This window comes from Sphingomonas sp. DC5200-1, assembly GCF_049897245.1.
In the GTDB taxonomy this organism is placed as follows: Bacteria; Pseudomonadota; Alphaproteobacteria; order Sphingomonadales; family Sphingomonadaceae; genus Sphingomonas; species Sphingomonas aquatilis.
The window spans coordinates 328,718-345,321 of the sequence record NZ_JAFCVW010000003.1 but is presented as its reverse complement, the minus strand read 5'-3'; the positions used below and the strand labels follow the sequence as shown (position 1 = coordinate 345,321).

General features: G+C 65.5%; 17 protein-coding genes. 2 read left to right on the top strand and 15 right to left on the bottom strand.

Annotation, left to right across the window (positions count from 1 at the left end; translation table 11 throughout):
- Nucleotides 1–184: 184 nt before the first annotated feature.
- The 5 genes from ACP7A3_RS07830 to ACP7A3_RS07810 are packed head-to-tail and all read right to left on the bottom strand — an operon-like array spanning nt 185 to nt 6,093.
- Nucleotides 185–601, bottom strand: a complete 417-nt coding sequence (locus tag ACP7A3_RS07830; RefSeq protein WP_017977575.1) for a DUF3035 domain-containing protein — start codon at nt 599–601, stop codon at nt 185–187.
- Nucleotides 594–1,103, bottom strand: coding sequence for a signal peptidase II (gene lspA / locus ACP7A3_RS07825; protein WP_426256203.1), 510 nt, complete (start codon nt 1,101–1,103; stop codon nt 594–596). The genes ACP7A3_RS07830 and lspA overlap by 8 nt, the downstream gene beginning before the upstream one ends.
- On the bottom strand, nt 1,096–3,885 hold the full coding sequence (ileS, locus tag ACP7A3_RS07820) for an isoleucine--tRNA ligase (protein ID WP_426256204.1): 2,790 nt from the start codon (nt 3,883–3,885) through the stop codon (nt 1,096–1,098). The genes lspA and ileS overlap by 8 nt, the downstream gene beginning before the upstream one ends.
- A gap of 39 nt (nt 3,886–3,924) precedes the next feature.
- Nucleotides 3,925–4,863 (bottom strand): bifunctional riboflavin kinase/FAD synthetase, encoded by a 939-nt coding sequence (locus ACP7A3_RS07815; protein WP_426256205.1) that lies wholly within the window; start codon nt 4,861–4,863, stop codon nt 3,925–3,927.
- 12 nt (nt 4,864–4,875) lie between these two features.
- Nucleotides 4,876–6,093, bottom strand: coding sequence for a dipeptidase (locus ACP7A3_RS07810; RefSeq protein WP_426256206.1), 1,218 nt, complete (start codon nt 6,091–6,093; stop codon nt 4,876–4,878).
- A 203-nt stretch (nt 6,094–6,296) separates the two neighbouring features.
- Here ACP7A3_RS07810 and ACP7A3_RS07805 point away from each other — a divergent pair, with 203 nt between their 5' ends.
- Complete coding sequence (locus tag ACP7A3_RS07805) at nt 6,297–6,662, top strand: energy transducer TonB (protein WP_426256207.1); 366 nt, start codon at nt 6,297–6,299, stop codon at nt 6,660–6,662.
- Nucleotides 6,663–6,677: 15 nt separating this feature from the next.
- On the opposite strand, the gene ACP7A3_RS07800 is transcribed toward ACP7A3_RS07805, so the two are convergent.
- The 7 genes from ACP7A3_RS07800 to ACP7A3_RS07770 all read right to left on the bottom strand — a co-directional run bounded on the left by ACP7A3_RS07800 (nt 6,678) and on the right by ACP7A3_RS07770 (nt 11,947).
- Nucleotides 6,678–7,010 carry a hypothetical protein gene (locus ACP7A3_RS07800; RefSeq protein ID WP_426256208.1) on the bottom strand — a complete coding sequence of 111 codons (333 nt, stop codon included), beginning with the start codon at nt 7,008–7,010 and terminating at the stop codon, nt 6,678–6,680.
- Nucleotides 7,007–8,833: a cobaltochelatase subunit CobT gene (gene cobT, locus ACP7A3_RS07795; RefSeq protein ID WP_426256209.1), complete on the bottom strand. Its 1,827-nt coding sequence runs from the start codon at nt 8,831–8,833 to the stop codon at nt 7,007–7,009. Before cobT ends, ACP7A3_RS07800 begins: the two co-directional genes overlap by 4 nt.
- Nucleotides 8,833–9,219, bottom strand: coding sequence for a type II toxin-antitoxin system VapC family toxin (locus tag ACP7A3_RS07790; protein ID WP_241890820.1), 387 nt, complete (start codon nt 9,217–9,219; stop codon nt 8,833–8,835). The genes cobT and ACP7A3_RS07790 overlap by 1 nt, the downstream gene beginning before the upstream one ends.
- On the bottom strand, nt 9,219–9,500 hold the full coding sequence (locus tag ACP7A3_RS07785; RefSeq protein WP_426256210.1) for a type II toxin-antitoxin system Phd/YefM family antitoxin: 282 nt from the start codon (nt 9,498–9,500) through the stop codon (nt 9,219–9,221). Before ACP7A3_RS07785 ends, ACP7A3_RS07790 begins: the two co-directional genes overlap by 1 nt.
- Nucleotides 9,501–9,547: 47 nt before the next feature.
- The gene (gene cobS / locus ACP7A3_RS07780; protein ID WP_017977566.1) at nt 9,548–10,552 is read right to left on the bottom strand and encodes a cobaltochelatase subunit CobS; all 1,005 of its coding nucleotides are present in this window, start codon (nt 10,550–10,552) and stop codon (nt 9,548–9,550) included.
- A gap of 124 nt (nt 10,553–10,676) precedes the next feature.
- Nucleotides 10,677–11,156 (bottom strand): dihydrofolate reductase, encoded by a 480-nt coding sequence (locus ACP7A3_RS07775; RefSeq protein ID WP_426256211.1) that lies wholly within the window; start codon nt 11,154–11,156, stop codon nt 10,677–10,679.
- Complete coding sequence (locus ACP7A3_RS07770) at nt 11,153–11,947, bottom strand: thymidylate synthase (protein ID WP_426256296.1); 795 nt, start codon at nt 11,945–11,947, stop codon at nt 11,153–11,155. Before ACP7A3_RS07770 ends, ACP7A3_RS07775 begins: the two co-directional genes overlap by 4 nt.
- Before the next feature lie 108 nt (nt 11,948–12,055).
- Here ACP7A3_RS07770 and ACP7A3_RS07765 point away from each other — a divergent pair, with 108 nt between their 5' ends.
- Nucleotides 12,056–12,481, top strand: coding sequence for a JAB domain-containing protein (locus tag ACP7A3_RS07765; RefSeq protein ID WP_426256212.1), 426 nt, complete (start codon nt 12,056–12,058; stop codon nt 12,479–12,481).
- Between the two features lie 236 nt (nt 12,482–12,717).
- Here ACP7A3_RS07765 and ACP7A3_RS07760 read toward each other — a convergent pair whose 3' ends face one another.
- The 3 genes from ACP7A3_RS07760 to prfB form a co-directional block, all read right to left on the bottom strand.
- Nucleotides 12,718–14,430, bottom strand: coding sequence for an AIPR family protein (locus tag ACP7A3_RS07760; protein ID WP_426256213.1), 1,713 nt, complete (start codon nt 14,428–14,430; stop codon nt 12,718–12,720).
- A 269-nt stretch (nt 14,431–14,699) separates the two neighbouring features.
- A complete protein-coding gene (locus ACP7A3_RS07755) occupies nt 14,700–15,431 on the bottom strand; it encodes a class I SAM-dependent methyltransferase (RefSeq protein ID WP_295562248.1) in 732 nt (243 codons plus the stop codon).
- Nucleotides 15,428–16,555, bottom strand: a complete 1,128-nt coding sequence (prfB, locus tag ACP7A3_RS07750; protein ID WP_426256214.1) for a peptide chain release factor 2 — start codon at nt 16,553–16,555, stop codon at nt 15,428–15,430. The genes ACP7A3_RS07755 and prfB overlap by 4 nt, the downstream gene beginning before the upstream one ends.
- Nucleotides 16,556–16,604 lie beyond the last annotated feature (49 nt).

The window sequence follows — 16,604 nt, the reverse complement described above, 5'->3', positions numbered from 1 at the left end:
TTGGTCCGGCTCTGGATGGCTTCGCTGCGGCTTGCCATGACGGACCGATCTAAGGCCGTCCCGCTCCATAGCGGAATGATCAGATGTAGTACGGCATCGGCGACTCCGGCCGCCCTTCAAACGACTTACCCGACCGTCGATCCTATCGACTGTCGGGCAGCGTGTCCCGGACTCGGGGGAAGCGTTACTTCTTGGTCGCCGCCGCGCGCGCGTCCTGGCCGTCGCCTTCGGGGGCGGCCACGATGTCGCGCGTCGTCGCGCCCTTGTCGACGACGTTGGTCTGCGGATCGCCAACCTCGGAGCGGATGCCAGCATCCGCCGCGTCGCCGCCGGCCTGGTTGACGACGCCATTCTCCGCGGCGCTGCGGGCCGTGTTGCCGCCGAACAGCGCGTCGAGCGTCTGCGCGGTCGCCTGATTGTCCTGCGGGCGGGCGGCGCCCGGCTGCGGCGGGACCAGCGCGAAATCGGGCGGGATCACCAGCGGCGCCTGGCGCGCGACGGCGAATTCGTCGGGACGCGCACGGTCGTAGCCGCGCTTGCCGCAGCCCGAGAGGAGAACGACGCAGGCGAGGCCGGCGAGAATCGGAACTGACTTACGCATGGGGATTCTCCGAGGGAATGTCGCGCTTGTCGCGCATCAGGAGCGCGCGGACAAGCAGCACCAGCACGCCGAGGGTGATCGCGGCATCCGCGACGTTGAAGACGAGGAAGGGCCGCCAATCGCCGAAGTGCAGATCGGCGAAGTCGACGACGTAACCGAAGCGCACGCGGTCGACGATATTGCCCAGCGCGCCGCCCAGGATCGCGCCCAAGGCGATGCGGTCGGGCCGCGCCGGCTCGCGCGTCATCCAGATCGCCACGGCAATGGCGATTGCGCCGGTCATCGCGACGAGCGCCCAGCGCATCGTGTTGGTATCGGCGTGGAGCAGCCCCAGCGAAATGCCGTGGTTGGCGACGAAACGCAGGTTGAAGAACGGCGTGACGTAGCGTTCGGCGGTCAGATCGTTGAGCTGCAGCACGTCGGTGATCGCGAACTTCGTTGCCTGATCGGCGACGAACAGCAGCGCGGCGGTGACCAGGCCGGAGACGGGCAGGTTACGCATGACCGACGACGCTCTCGCACCGCGCGCACAGATCGCCATCCACCGCGACGTCGGGCAGGTGGCGCCAACAGCGGCCGCATTTGTGATAGTCGGTGCGCGTTACCGTCACCTCGTCGCCCTCACTCACCCGTGCGACGATGAACGTCTCGGCGAGCGCCGCCGCGTCGAGCGGCATCTCGGGCACGGTCACTTCCGCTTCCAGGCTCGACTTCACCTTCTTCTCGCGGCGCAGCGGCTCGATCGCCTCGGTGACGCTCGCACGCAGGGAGCGGACGTCGGCCCAGTCGGTGCCGAGCGGCTCGTCACCGGGCAGCGCGGGCAGCTCGGGCCATTCGAGGAAATGCACCGATCCGTCCTCGCTCGGGAAGCGCGCCTGCCACACTTCCTCTGCGGTAAAGCACAGGATCGGCGCGGCGTAGCGGACCAGCGCGTGGAACAGCACGTCCAATACGGTGCGATAGGCGCGACGCTTGGGATCGGTCGCCGCATCGCAATAGAGCGAATCCTTGCGGATATCGAAGAAGAAGGCCGACAGGTCCTCGTTCGCGAAGTCGGTCAGGCGGCGCAGGTAGCGGTTGAGCTCATACGCCTCCGCCGCCTCGCGCAGGTCCATGTCGAGCTGGCCGAGCAGCGTGAGGACGTAGCGCTCCAGCTCCGGCATCGCCTCGACCGGCACGCGCTCCGCTTCGGTGAAGCCGTCGAGCGCGCCGAGCAAATAGCGGAAGGTGTTGCGCAGCTTGCGATAGCCGTCGGATGCCGTGCCCAGCACTTCCTTGCCGATGCGCACGTCGTCGAAATAGTCGGTCGAAGCGACCCACATGCGCAGGATGTCCGCGCCGCTTTCGCCAATCACCTTCAGCGGGTCGACGACGTTGCCGAGGCTCTTCGACATCTTGCGCCCCTGCCCGTCGAGCGCGAAGCCGTGGGTCAGCACCGCGTCATAGGGCGCACGGCCGCGCGTGCCGCAGCTCTCGAGCAGCGACGACTGGAACCAGCCGCGATGCTGGTCGCTGCCTTCGAGGTACAGGTTGGCGCGCACGTCGGCGCCGTAACGCGCCTCGACGGTGAAGACGTGGGTTGAGCCGCTGTCGAACCACACGTCGAGGATGTCGTTCTGCGGTTCGAAGTCGGCGAGGTCATAATCGGCGCCGAGCAGCGTCTGGTGGTCCGCGGTGAACCACGCATCCGCACCGCCGTCGCGGAAGGCGGCGACGATGCGCGCGTTGACCGCAGCGTCGTTCAAATACTCCCCGGTCGCGCGGTTGACGTAGAGCGCGATCGGCACGCCCCAGGCGCGCTGGCGGCTGATCACCCAGTCCGGGCGCCCCTCCACCATCGACCGGATGCGGTTGCGGCTGCGTTCGGGCACCCAGCGCGTATGCTCGATCGCATCCAGCGCGGTTTCGCGCAGCGTCGCGCCGTTGCTGGCGCGGCCTTCGCCATCGTTCAGGATCGCGCGGTCCATCGGGATGAACCATTGCGGCGTCGCGCGGAAGATCACCTTCGCCTTCGACCGCCACGAATGCGGGTAGCTGTGCGCGAAATCGTCGCTCGCCGACAGCAGGGCACCCGCCGCACGCAGGTCCGAACAGATCGGGCCTTCGGCGCTGGTGAACTTCTTGTTGATGACGCTGCCCTGCCCGCCGAGCCACGCCCAGTCCGGCCGGTACATGCCCGCGCCATCCACCGCGAACACGGGGTCGATCCCATGCGCCTTGCACAGCAGGAAGTCGTCCTCGCCATGATCGGGCGCCATGTGGACGAGGCCGGTGCCGGCGTCGCGGGTGACGAACTCGCCCGCCAGGAACGGCCGCGGCTTGGCGAAGAAGCCGCCGAGGCCATGCATCGGATGCTTCGCCGTCGCGCCTTCCAGCACCGCGCCCTTCACCAGCGCGATGAATTCTTCCATCTTCAGGCCGGTGCGCTTCATGAACGCACCCATCAGGTTTTCCTCGACGAGGAAACGCCGGCCGCCGCAGCCGAAGAGGATGTAATCGAGCGCCGGATTATAGGCGAGCGCCTGGTTGACGGGAATCGTCCACGGCGTCGTCGTCCAGATGACCGCGGTCACGCCGACCAGGATGTCGGCTTCGGGCGCATGGTCGATCTCGAACCCGACGTCGATCTGCGTCGAGACGATGTCCTCATATTCGACTTCGGCTTCGGCCAGCGCGGTCTTTTCGACCGGCGACCACATGACGGGCTTGGCGCCGCGGTACAGCTGGCCGCTTTCGGCGAATTTCAGCAACTCGCCGACGATCGTCGCCTCGGCGTCGTAATTCATCGTGAGATAGGGGTCGGCCCAGTCGCCCATCACGCCGAGGCGCTGGAACTGGTCGCGCTGCACACCCACCCATCGATCGGCATAGGCGCGGCATTCGGCGCGGAACTGCGCGACCGGCACCTCATCCTTATTCTGCTTCTTGGCGCGATACGCCTCTTCGACCTTCCATTCGATCGGCAGGCCGTGGCAGTCCCAGCCGGGCACATAGGGGGCATCCTTGCCCATCAGCGACTGGCTGCGGACGATGATGTCCTTCAGCACCTTGTTCATCGCGTGGCCCATGTGGATGTCGCCGTTGGCATAGGGCGGGCCGTCGTGAAGAACGAACAAATCCCGGCCCTTACGCTGTTCGCGCAGGCGATCGTACACGCCGATCCGCGCCCAGCGCTCCAGGATCGCGGGCTCCTTCGCGGCGAGGCCCGCCTTCATCGGAAAGTCGGTCTTCGGCAGGAAGACGGTGTCGCGCCAATCTTTGGCAGTGTCGGGCGTGTCGCTCATAGGTCGTTACGGCTTAGCGGCAAGGTGTGAACGTGTCATTCACAATGCTCGGGCCCCAGCGGAGAGCCGCGCCCGCGCCTCGGCACAATCCGCCTCCATCTGGGCGGTGAGCGCGTCGAGGCTGTCGAACTTCGCTTCGGGCCGGATATAGTCGATCAGCGCGACCTCGATGGTCTGGTCGTACAGGTCGCCGGAAAAGTCGAAGAAATAGGGTTCGAGCAATTCCTTGGGCGGATCGAAGGTCGGGCGGATGCCGAGATTGGCGGCGCCCTGCACCCGTCGTCCGCCGGGCAATCGCGCGGTGACGGCATAGATGCCGTAGGCGGGGCGGAGATATTTGCCCATGTCGAGATTGGCGGTGGGATAGCCGATCGTCCGGCCCAGCTTGTCGCCGTGCTGCACGGTGCCTTCGATCGCGAACGGGCGGGTGAGCAGGCGTGCGGCCCCGCGCGGATCGCCGGCGCGCAGCAACGCGCGGATGCGGCTGGACGACACCGTCTCCCCGTCCAGCGTCACGGCACCGACCGTTTCCGCGGTAAAGCCGTGCGCCGTGCCGAGCGCGGCCAGCATCGCGACGTCGCCACGCTTACCCTGGCCGAAGGTGAAATCCTCGCCGGTGACGACGCCCGCCACCTGCAACCGCGCCGCCAGCCGTTCGGCAAAGGCCTCCGCGGACAAGGCCGCGAGGGCCGCGTCGAAGGCGAAGACGACCATCGCATCCACCCCCGCCGCGGCGAACAGGCGTTCGCGCTGGTCGAGCGTGGTCAGGCGAAAGGGCGGCGTGTCGGGGCGGAAGTGGCGGACGGGGTGCGGATCGAAGGTCGCGACCAGCGCCGGCCGCCCCTCGGCCCGGGCCCGCGCGACCGCCTGCCCGACCACCGCCTGGTGCCCGAGGTGAAAGCCATCGAAATTGCCGAGCGCGACGATCCCCCCTGCCAGATGCGGCGGCACCGTCGAGCCGCCGTCCAGCCGCTCCATGTCATGCGCGCCCTAGGACCGTGGCGCCCCCGGAGCAAGAGCGGGCGCAAGACCGTTTCGCAGGAGCCGCAGCACGTTGCCACCCATCACCTTGGCGATATCATCCGGCGTGAAGCCGCGATCGAGCAGTGCCTGCGTGATCCCGACGAGCTGGCTGGTGTCGAACCCGGTCGTCACCGCGCCGTCGAAATCGGAGCCGAGGCCGACGTGGTCGACGCCGACGAGGTCGCGGACGTGCGCGATGGCGCGGGCGACGGCGGCGGGATCGGTTGCGCAGACCGCCGCGTCCCAATAGCCGATGCCGACGACCCCGCCGGTCGCGGCGATGCCCTTGATCTCCGCATCGGTCAGGTTGCGGTTGACGCGGCAGGTCGCCTGCACGCCGCCATGGCTGGAGACGACGGGGCGCTTGGCGACGCGCAGGATGTCGGCGACGGCGGCGTGGCTGGCATGCGCGACGTCGACGATCATGCCCTTCGCTTCCATGGCCGCGATCACCTGTCGGCCGAACGGCGTCAGGCCGCCCTTGGCGATACCGTGCATCGATCCCGCGACGTCATTGTCGAAGAAATGCGCCATCCCCGCCATGCGAAAGCCCGCCGCATACAGGCGATCGAGATTGTCGAGCCGCCCTTCGAGGTCCTGCAACCCCTCGATCGACAGCATCGCCCCGACCGGCGGGGCGGTGAGGCAATGGTCGCCATAGCATTGCGTCCACGCCTTGCGATCGGCGAGCAGGCGGTCGACGTCGGCGGGTGTCCGCACCAAGCGCAGCTGTCCCCCCGATGCCGCAGCGGCGCGGTCCAGCTTTTCCGCATGCCATAGCGAGCGTTGCAGCAGCGACCCCCAGGTGCGCGGCGGCTGCATCTGCGCGATCGCCAGCAGGGCGATATTGTCGGTGTCGGCGCCGTTGGCGTCGTAATTCTGGTGCTTGGGCGTCTTGGTGACCGACGAGAACACCTGAAGCGCGACATTGCCCGCCTGCAACCGCGGCAGATCGACCTGACCGCGCGAGGCGCGATCGAGCAGGTCGCGGCGCCACAGCAAGGTATCGGCGTGCATGTCGGCAATGGCGAGCGTGCGGTGCAGCGCGCGGGCCTGCGGTGTGACGCGGATCGGCACGGGTATGACGCGGTTCATCGACCGGTCGATCAATACCGGCGCGATGCCGAAAAAGCCGGCGAGTGCCAGGGCGAGGATCACACCGCCGCCGATCAGCCATTTGCGCATGCCGCCGTCTCCCGCGGGGATCGTCCGCCCCCTGGAGCCGACTATGGGCAATCGCCGGAGCATGAGCCACCCGAAATCGCACCGTGCCGATGGCGTCCCCATCCTCCAAACCGTCAGCCAATCGTAAGCCGGGGTGGCTACGGCTTGGGCGCCGTCGGCGGTACGCGTGCGTCCCCATCCGCCGCGCCAGACGAGGATCGATCATGCGTAACCGGATAGTGCCTGCCGCCCTGATCGCCGTCGCCTGCGCCCAACCGGCCCTTGCCCGCCACCACGCCCGCCCACCACAGCCGGCGGAAGACCCGGCATCGTGGCTTGGCACCATGGACTATCCCCCCGCCGCGATGCGCATGGGCGAGCAAGGCGATGTCGCCGTAACGCTCGCCGTCGACGCGCAGGGCCGCGTCACCGGCTGCCGAATCGACCAGAGCAGCGGCTTCCCCGACCTCGACACCGGCACCTGCCAGCGCCTGTCCCGCCACGCACACTTCCAGCCCGCCACGGACGCGCAGGGCCAGCCGACGGCCGGCGTTTACAGCCACACCGTCCATTGGCGCCAGCCGGGCTGACCGTCCGTCATACCGTTAGTGTCGAAACAGCGTCCCGGACCACAGCAGCACACCGACCGGAAACGCCAGACAAGCGACGCCGGATGCGGTTCGCCGCCAGTCCGGGACGACCACGCTCGACAGCGCGAGGATGCCGCCTGTCGCGACGAGCAGCGGTGCCGAGAAACACAGCATGGCCATCACATAGGGCAGGACGTGCGCCGTCGCGTCCGGCGCGTCGAAGGCGAACAGGCCGACGAAAGCCAGCATCAGCGACGGCACCGCCGTCAGCCCCGCTAGGATCACGAGCGCGGCGGCCGCACCGCGCTCGATCCATCGTGGAAATGTCGTCCCCCCGGCCACCATCACGGCGTATCGAAGAGCGCCGCGAGCTGTTCGATGATCGTGCCGCCCAGCTGCTCGGCATCCATGATCGTGACGGCGCGTGCGTAATAGCGCGTGACGTCGTGCCCGATGCCGATGGCGACGAGTTCGACCGGACTCTTGCCTTCGATCCAGCCGATCACCTGGCGGAGGTGCCGTTCGAGGTAGCTGCCCGAATTGACCGAGAGCGTCGAATCGTCGACCGGCGCGCCGTCGCTGATGACCATCAGGATGCGGCGATCCTCGGGCCGCGCGATCAGGCGGTTGTGCGCCCACAGCAGCGCCTCGCCGTCGATATTTTCCTTCAGCAGCCCCTCGCGCATCATCAGGCCGAGGTTGTTGCGCGCGCGCCGCCACGGCTCGTCGGCCTTCTTGTAGACGATGTGGCGGATGTCGTTGAGGCGGCCCGGCTGCGGCGGGCGCCCGGCGGCAAGCCACGTCTCGCGGCTCTGCCCGCCCTTCCAGGCGCGGGTGGTGAAGCCCAAGATCTCGGTCTTCACGCCGCAGCGCTCCAGCGTGCGGGCAAGGATGTCCGCACTGATCGCAGCGATGCCGATCGGGCGGCCGCGCATCGAGCCCGAATTGTCGATCAGCAGCGTGACGACCGTGTCGCGGAAATCGGTCTCGCGCTCGATCTTGTAGCTCAGCGATTGCGTCGGGTTGACGACGACGCGGGCGAGCCGCGCGGCGTCCAGCATGCCCTCGTCCTGATCGAAGTCCCAGCTGCGCGACTGCTGCGCCATCAACCGGCGCTGCAACCGGTTGGCGAGCTTCGACACCGCCGATTGCAGGTGCGCCAGTTGCTGATCGAGGTAACCGCGCAGCCGCGCCAGTTCGTCGGCGTCGCACAAATCGGTCGCCGCGATCACCTCGTCGAACTGCGTCGTCCACGGCTTGTAGTCGAACTGCGGCATGTAATCGCCGCTCGGCCGGTTGGGGCGGACGGGCTGCGTGCCGTCGTCGCCATCCTCGCCCGCCTCGCCGTCGAGGTCGTCCATCGAGTCCTCGCCGAACTCTTCGCCCTCGCTATCGTCGCTGTCCGACTGCTGCTGTTCGCCGCGCGCGTCGACCTGGCCTTCGCCCTGGCCGGCGTCTTCGTCCTCGCTGTCCTCACCCTCGTCCTGCTGCTGGTCGTCGGTGCCCTCGTCCTCCGACCCGCCGTCGTCCGCTTCCTCGGGTTTCACCTCGCCCTCGATCAGCTCCAGCTCGGCGAGCATCTTCATCGCGAGGGACTGGAAGGCGCGCTGGTCATCAAGCGCGAGCGCGAGGCCGGACAGATCGGTGCGCTGCTCGATCCAGTCGCGCACCAGCGCCAGGCCGGGCGCCGCGGCGGCGGGCGCCTGCTGGCCGGTCAGCGCCTCGCGCACCATCAGCGACAGCGCGGTCGACAGCGGCACCTCTTCGCGCGTGCGGGCGCGGGTGATCGGATCGGCGCGCAGCCGCACGTCGAGCGCATGGCCCAGATTGTCGGCGATGCCCGCATAGCCGCGGCTGCCCAGCGCCTCGACGCGCGCACCCTCGACCGCGTCGAACACCGCGCGCGCCACCGCCTCGGCGGGGGCGTGGCGCAGGTGCATTGCGCTGTCGTGGTGCTTCAGCCGCAGCGCGAACCCATCGGCGAAGCCACGCGCCTCCGCCACCTGCTCCGCCGGCAGCGCGCGCGCGGGCATCGGAATCTTGATATGTTTGCCCGATTGTGACGGCGCATCGGCTGTGAAGGCGAGCTCCACCTCCGGCTCCTCCGCAATCGCCCGCGCCGTGCCGGACAGGACCGCCTTGAACTGGTCGAGAGGGGTTTCGTTGGCCATTACCACAGGGTCTCGCATCCGAACGCCGCCATCTCGCGATCGCACGTCACCAGCACCATATTCTCCAACAACGCTTGCGCCGCCAATATGCGATCGAAAGGATCCTTATGTGCGCCATGCAGCACCCCACCCTTCAGCCCGTGGATCATCGTGACGGGCAAGGTGTGAAATCCATCCGCAACGACGTCTTCTTCGAAACGCTCAAGCCGATCACGCATCGCCGCCAGCTGTCCTTTCCGTACCTTGGTCGCAATCTCCCAAGCGGTTGCGGCGCTGACGAAGACGAGGTTATCCCCATCCTCGATTGCGGCCGCGGCACGCGGCGGCAGAGCCGGATCGGCGAGCCACCACCAAAGCAGGGCGTGGGTATCGAGGAGCAGCCGCATCAGGTGAGGGGCGGGAAGACACTGGCGTTCTCGATCTCGTCGAGTTCCGCCGGCGTAAAACACGGCGCCATGATGTCGTCATACGAAAGCTTCAGGTCTTTCCACCGCCCCGGTTGCCGCCTGCGCTTCGCAACGGGTTCGATCGGCACCAATTTCGCGTAAGGAACGCCGGCCTTGGCGACGATGATCTCCTCGCCAGCATGGGCGCGGTCGACCAGCTTCGAAAACTGCGTCTTCGCCTCGTGGACGTTGAACGTCTTCTGCGGGTCGGCCTCTGCCATCGTGTATCTCCAGTGGGTGGACCAAGTAGGTTAGCCCACCCGGCCGATCAAGCCTTCCCCACCACGCTCTCCGGCAGGTCCTTGCCGAAGACGCGCTGGTAATATTCCGCCACCAGCGGCCGTTCGTTCTCGTCACACTTGTTGAGGAACGACAGGCGGAACGCGAAGCCGACGTCGCCGAAGATCAGCGTGTTCTGCGCCCAGGTGATGACGGTGCGCGGGCTCATGACGGTCGAAATGTCGCCGTTGATGAAGCCCTTGCGCGTCATGTCGGCGACGCGGACCATGTTATCCACCTGCTTCTTGCCTTCGGGCTTGTCGTATTCGCCCGACTTGGCGAGCACGATCTGCGCCTCGGTCGCGGCGGGCAGATAGTTGAGCGTGACGACGATGTTCCAGCGGTCCATCTGGCCCTGGTTGATCTGCTGCGTGCCGTGATAGAGGCCGCTCGTGTCGCCAAGGCCGACGGTGTTGGCGGTCGCGAACAGGCGGAACCATTTGTTCGGGCGGATGACGCGATTCTGGTCGAGCAGCGTCAGCTTGCCTTCGGTTTCCAGGACGCGCTGGATGACGAACATCACGTCGGGGCGGCCCGCGTCATATTCGTCGAAGACCAATGCGGTCGGCGTCTGCAGCGCCCAGGGGAGCAGGCCCTCGCGGAATTCGGTGATCTGCTGGCCGTCCTTCAGCACGATCGCGTCGCGCCCGATCAGGTCGATGCGGCTGATATGCGCGTCGAGGTTGATGCGGATACACGGCCAGTTGAGGCGCGCCGCAACCTGTTCGATGTGGCTCGATTTGCCGGTGCCGTGATAGCCCTGCACCATCACACGGCGGTTGTGGGCGAAGCCCGCCAGTACCGCCAGCGTCGTGTCGGGATCGAAGACATAGGCGGGGTCGAGATCGGGGACGCGTTCGTCCGCCTCGCTGAACGCCGGCACTTCCATGTCGCTGTCGATGCCGAACAGGTCGCGGACGCCGACCATCTTGTCGGGGGCGTCGAGGATCGTGGTTTCGCGGCTGTCAGGCTGGGTGTTGGGAATATCGGTCATCGGGTCGGGGCACCGTTTTCGAAGCGAGGCAAGAGGCAGCCACCCCCAACGCACGAAGCGCGTGAATGACCCACCGGCTACCAGTGGAAACGGATCGCCGCCGCGTCAAGCGATGGCGGTGCCTTCAGTGCGCCGCGTCGGGGCGGACGAGCGTCACGAAGCTGTAGGCGGGGCGGTCGCCCTCGGCGGGGTGATCCTCGCGGGCCACCTCACGCCAGCCGTCGAACGGAGGGACGGTGGCGTCGCCGGTATAGTCGCCGTGGACTTCGGTGAGTTCGATGCGGTCGGCCTGGGGGAGGAATAGCGCGAACACCTCCGCGCCGCCGATCACCGCGACGTCCTCGCCCGCCAGCGCCAGCGCGGCGGCGGGGGTGTGGGCCACCTCGGCGCCCTCGGCGGCCCAGGCGGAGTCGCGGGTCAGGACGATGTGGCGGCGGCCCGGCAAGGGCGACGGGAAGCTTTCGAACGTCTTGCGCCCCATCACCATCGCGCGGCCCATCGTCTGCGCCTTGAAGCGCTTCAGATCCGCGGGTAGCCGCCAGGGGAGCTGCCCGTCGCGGCCGATGACCCCATTGTCGGCGCGCGCGAGGTGGAAGGTCATCATACGGAGACGGCCGCCTTGATGTGCGGTTGCGCCTCGTAATCGTGCAGGATGAAGTCTTCGTATTCGTACTGGTCGATCCCCGGGGGCGTGCGCAAGATTTCGAGGCGGGGCAGCGGGCCGGGCTGGCGGGTCAGCTGCAGGCGTGCTTGGTCGAGATGGTTGGTGTAAAGGTGGCAATCGCCGCCGGTCCAGATGAACTCGCCGACCTCCAGCCCGCATTGCTGCGCGAGCATGTGGGTGAGCAGCGCATAGCTGGCGATGTTGAACGGCACGCCCAGGAAGATATCGGCGGAGCGCTGATAGAGTTGCAGCGACAGCCGGCCGTTGGCGACACGCGTCTGGAACAGGCAATGGCACGGCGCGAGCGCCATGGCGTGCAGCTCGCCCGGATTCCACGCCGAGACGATCTGGCGGCGCGAGGCGGGCTGCGTTTTGATCTGCTGGATCAGCTCGGCGATCTGGTCGATGTGGCGGCCGTCGCCTGCATCCCAGTCGCGCCATTGCTTGCCGTAGACGGGGCCAAGCTCGCCCGCCTCGTCGGCCCATTCGTCCCAGATGCTTACCCGCTGCTCCTGCAACCAGCGCACGTTGGTCTGCCCACGCAGAAACCAGAGCAGTTCGATGATGATCGAGCGCAGGTGCAGCTTCTTGGTGGTGAGCACGGGGAAGCCCTGGGCGAGATCGAAGCGCATCTGCGCGCCGAAGACGGAGAGCGTGCCGGTGCCGGTCCGGTCCATCTGCTCGGCACCGCTGGTGAGCACGCGGTCCATGAGGTCGAGATATTGGCGCATCCCCGCTGGGTAGCGGAGGCGGGTGCGAGTCGCCACCCCGGCGGGACTTGCTCCGAAACGGATGCGCGGGACGCTGCACGGCACGGCGCGGCGTGACAGGACATAAGCGTGACGACGACGCCCCCCTTCCCGGTCATGGCCCCCGTGCCCGCTTCGCCCCCCGCCCCCGTGGTGACCGGCGCCGCAGCGGCGGCGCGGCTGTTCGCCGGGCTGGCGGAGGGCGCGGTGGAGCGCGCGGCGGTGCTGTATCTCGATCCGAAACGGAGGCTTCTGGGCCGCATCGATGTCGGCGGCGGGCGGGCGTCGGTCGCGCTGTCGCTGCGCATGGTGATTGCGGGCGCACTGGCGCATGACGCCGCCGCGCTGATCCTGGGCCACGGCCATCCGAGCGGCGACGCCACCCCCAGCCCCGCCGACCTCGCCTACACCCGCGCGCTGGCCCGTGTGTGCGCGGCGGTGGAGGTGGAGTTGCTCGACCATCTGATCCTGGCGGGCGACCGCATCACCAGCCTGCGCGCGCTCGGGATGGTGTGAGTCGGGCGCGGATTCAGACGCGGCGGGGCCGTACCGCGGGTTCCAAAGTGGACGATGTGGACGATACGTCACATGCGGAGCCGCTAACCCGCATTTTCGAACCGGAGACTGGAAGGGGGCAGCGGGGCAGAGCGCTCGCGGCATGACGGCGGATGTGGGGTGGGTGGGGTGAAATTGGAAGGACCGGTGACGGTTCGTGACGCCACCGGAATCATGTTGAGCACACTATATGAGGGCTAAACGCCGGTGACGTGCTCAGCGAACGTCGCATGCTTACCAGCAGCGCCCATAGCATACAGCAAGGCGTTCATCTGCTTAGTAAGTTCCGCCATAAATTTCTCATCAGACATTCGACTGGCAAAATTTCTTGCCTCTGCACTTGCCGTAACAAGGGCGAGCAAAGTTTCCACCAACGGCGACCATCGCGCGGTCAATTCGACGATTGTGTGCCTTTTAGCAAAATCGGGCTGAAAACCAACCGTCTGAGGATCGCACCGCTTACCCAATGCTGTTTCTACGGTGCTTGCCATCAAGGCAAGAAAGAAGGATTTGAAACGGAGGTTCCGCATCAAATCAAGCTGATCGCTTTCAATACCTATTAGGCTTCCAGCATTCGACTTGGCCTTAAGCACCAGTCGCCAATTGTCGATCGCTTTCGACAATGTATAGACGAAAAGCACATGACGTGCCTTTTTACCGTCAAAGGCGTTTTGATAAAGCGGCTTGCGATCGAATATTTGCCCCTTACCCCGCACGGCGTCCTGAGGCCGCCCATGGAACGCCAGCAGGGGCTGAATTACCTCGTCGACACCAATCTGCTCACCCTGACCAAGGAAGCCGCGCTTGATATTGTACTTGAAACCCAATTCCGCAAATTCGGAAGCAATGCGCTTCTGATCAGGATCATTGCTGTACTGATCCCAATTGGTAATTGCGTTCTGCGTATTATTGAATCTTACAATATCTGCGATTGTGGCAGCGTCCGAGCTTTCAATTACCCTACAGAGAACGCGCAAATTACCAAATCTCTTTTTCAATATATCGACTGACGCAACTGAGCCTGTTGTCTGTGCTCCATTGATAATCGAAAGGCCCGCAAGGGTTGCTTGACCGTCTTTTCTATTTTTGACCGCCATTGTCAAAATAGTTATACCATTATTATAAGCCCAAAAATCTTCAGGCCGACTCTCGGCAGACGAAATGATTCCTGCGTTCACGCGCTTGCGTCGACCACCCCCAAGGAACCCACGATAATTGGCCGAGAATAAGCGGTCTGAATACTTTGCATAAACATTGTGAAGCCACATTCCCGGAACGGACGCTACGTAAGCGTTCCAAGTCGGACCTTTTTCCTCCAAAAGGAAAGGTGAAGGAAAATGGACATCGTCTTTGACGTCGATGTGCGAGTCTTGCGCGTCATGAAGATGTTGAATTTGGGACGAACCAAGTTCCACAGCCCGCACCACAATAGACGCTGAGCCAAGCGCCTTACGCATATGCTCTTCCGCAGTTTGCAGTTCTCTCGCCGTGTTGACTGACTCAGGCAAGTTATGAACGTATATTAGTTCAACGGTGTCTATCTCATCAGCCGCCAAAGCAGCCCTAGCATTTTCAAACATATCCTTAAGGTTCTTTGGAACCTGGCTGGTATCGCCAGAGATTAGCCACGCAGCAGCTGTGTTTAGATCCGACGCTTTATTAGCTGGCGCTGAGTCCCTAGGCTTTACCGCATAAAATCCCTGAGCAAAAACAAGCCTCTTGCTGTCGTGGTCCAAAAATATAAAGTCAATTTTTTTATCGTCCGGGCCATCAGTGAGAGCAATTGCCGCGAGCGCTTCCGGATCGCCTTCCTCAAGGTACTGAGCCATGACCCAAGCTAAATGAGCACCGTCAATACCCAGTCGCTCTACCATCTCCGTGTTACTCGAAAGCACATCAATGTAATGCATGATCGCCCTCCCTCGATTACCGCAAGGGTATGCAGCTATATGATTGCGCGCAAGTCGTATCCAAAGGTTTGTGGTGTCAACACATAACCCAGTGCGGGAGGGCACCCGACCTGCAATTTTATTGTGAGCGTCTAAGCAATTTGGCGTGACGGACAGGGGAGCGCCGTAATTATATCCGGAATTAGGCTTCTGCCGATTAGCGCCTTCGACTGACGTCTACTTTCGGCTAGTTTCGTCACCAACCAGTCAAACGCGACCAGCGCCCCCAATCAATCCCGCATCACGCACGGCTTGATCGCTTCCGGCTCCGGGCGTGGCCCCACCGCCTTGAACGTCGCCATGTAGCCGCCCGCGGACGGCATGTCGGTCATCGCGACCTGGCGGTAGCCGACCGCCTCGAACTCGCACTTCAAGAGCGCGGGCGGCGTGCCGTGGTTCTTGGTCTGGCGGTTGGCGTCGACGACGACGACCAGGCCTTCGGGCTTGAGCGAGGGTCGCAGGCGCCAGAGGAATTCGTAGGGTTGTTCGATCTCGTGGTACATGTGGACCATGAGGACGCGATCGAAGCTGGCTGGCGGCAGCTTGGGGTCGGCGGGGGTGCCGAGGCGGACGGCGACGTTTTCGAGGTCTTCGCGGGCGACGCGTTCGGCCAAAGCATCGCGGACGCTGGCGACGATATCCTCGGCCAGTACGCGGCCGTGTTCGCCGACGCGCTGCGCGAGGCGGATGGTGTAATAGCCCTCGCCCGCCCCGATGTCGGCGACGGTCATGCCCTTGGCGATGCCGGCCTTGTTCATCACCTCCGACGCTTCGTTGAGGCGATCGCGCGCCTCTTCGTTCGACCAGCGGGCCGAGACGATATGCGCGACGGGGCGGTCGGCGACCGGGAACTGGCTGGGCGCGTCGTCGCGCTTCAGCAGCGGCTTGGACCCGTCGCATGCGGACGCGACGAGGCACAGCCCCGTGGCGACGGCGATGGCGCGGGCCCGGGGCCGGATCAATCCACGTCCTCCACGTCGACCTTCTCGCCCGTCACGCGCTGCGACAACGCGGCGGCCATGAACGGATCGAGCGCACCGTCGAGCACGTCGCCCGGCGCGGTGGAGGTGGCGCCGGTGCGCAGGTCCTTCACCAGCTGATACGGCTGGAGCACGTAACTGCGGATCTGGTGGCCCCAGCCGATGTCGGTCTTGGTGGCGTTTTCGGCGTTGGCGGCCTGTTCGCGCTTCTGCAGTTCCAGTTCGTACAGGCGCGCGCGCAGCTGGTTGTACGCCTCTGCCTTGTTCTTGTGCTGCGAACGCTGGTTCTGGCACTGCACGACGATGCCGGTCGGGATGTGCGTGATGCGCACCGCCGAATCGGTGGTGTTGATGTGCTGGCCACCGGCGCCCGACGCGCGGTACGTGTCGATGCGAAGGTCGCTTTCGTTGTAATCGACGACGATATTGTCGTCGATCACCGGATAGACCCAGACGCTGGAGAAGCTGGTGTGGCGGCGCGCGGCGCTGTCATACGGGCTGATGCGGACGAGGCGGTGGACGCCGCTTTCGGTCTTGGCATAGCCATAAGCGTTCTCGCCCTTCACGAGCAAAGTCGCGGACTTGATACCCGCCTGTTCGCCGGCGTGATAGTCGATCAGCTCGACCTTCATGCCGCGGCGTTCGGCCCAGCGCGTGTACATGCGCTGGAGCATGCCCGCCCAGTCCTGGCTCTCGGTGCCGCCGGCGCCCGAGTTGATTTCGATATAGGTGTCGTTGGCGTCGGCCTCGCCCGCGAGCAGCGCCTGGATCTTGTCGTGGTCGGCGCGTTCCGCCAGCGCCGCGAGCGCCTCGACGCCCTCCGCCTCCATCGCGGTGTCGCCCTCGGCCTCGGCCATTTCGATGAGTTCGACGGTGTCGTCCATCTCGGACTGGATGGCGCGGGTGGCGGTGATCGCCTCGTCCAGGCGGCGGCGTTCGCGCATAACCTCCTGCGCGGCCTTGGGGTCGTTCCACAGCGCCTGGTCCTCGACGCGCGCGTTCAGCTCGTCGAGGCGGCGCAGCGCGCGGTCCCAATCGAGGAACCGGCGCAGCAGCGCCAGCGCGTCATTGATACGGTCGACGTGGGACTGCGCTTCGGCGCGCATGAAACTTCTCCAAAACCAAACGTCATGCCAGCGAAGGCTGGCATCTCAT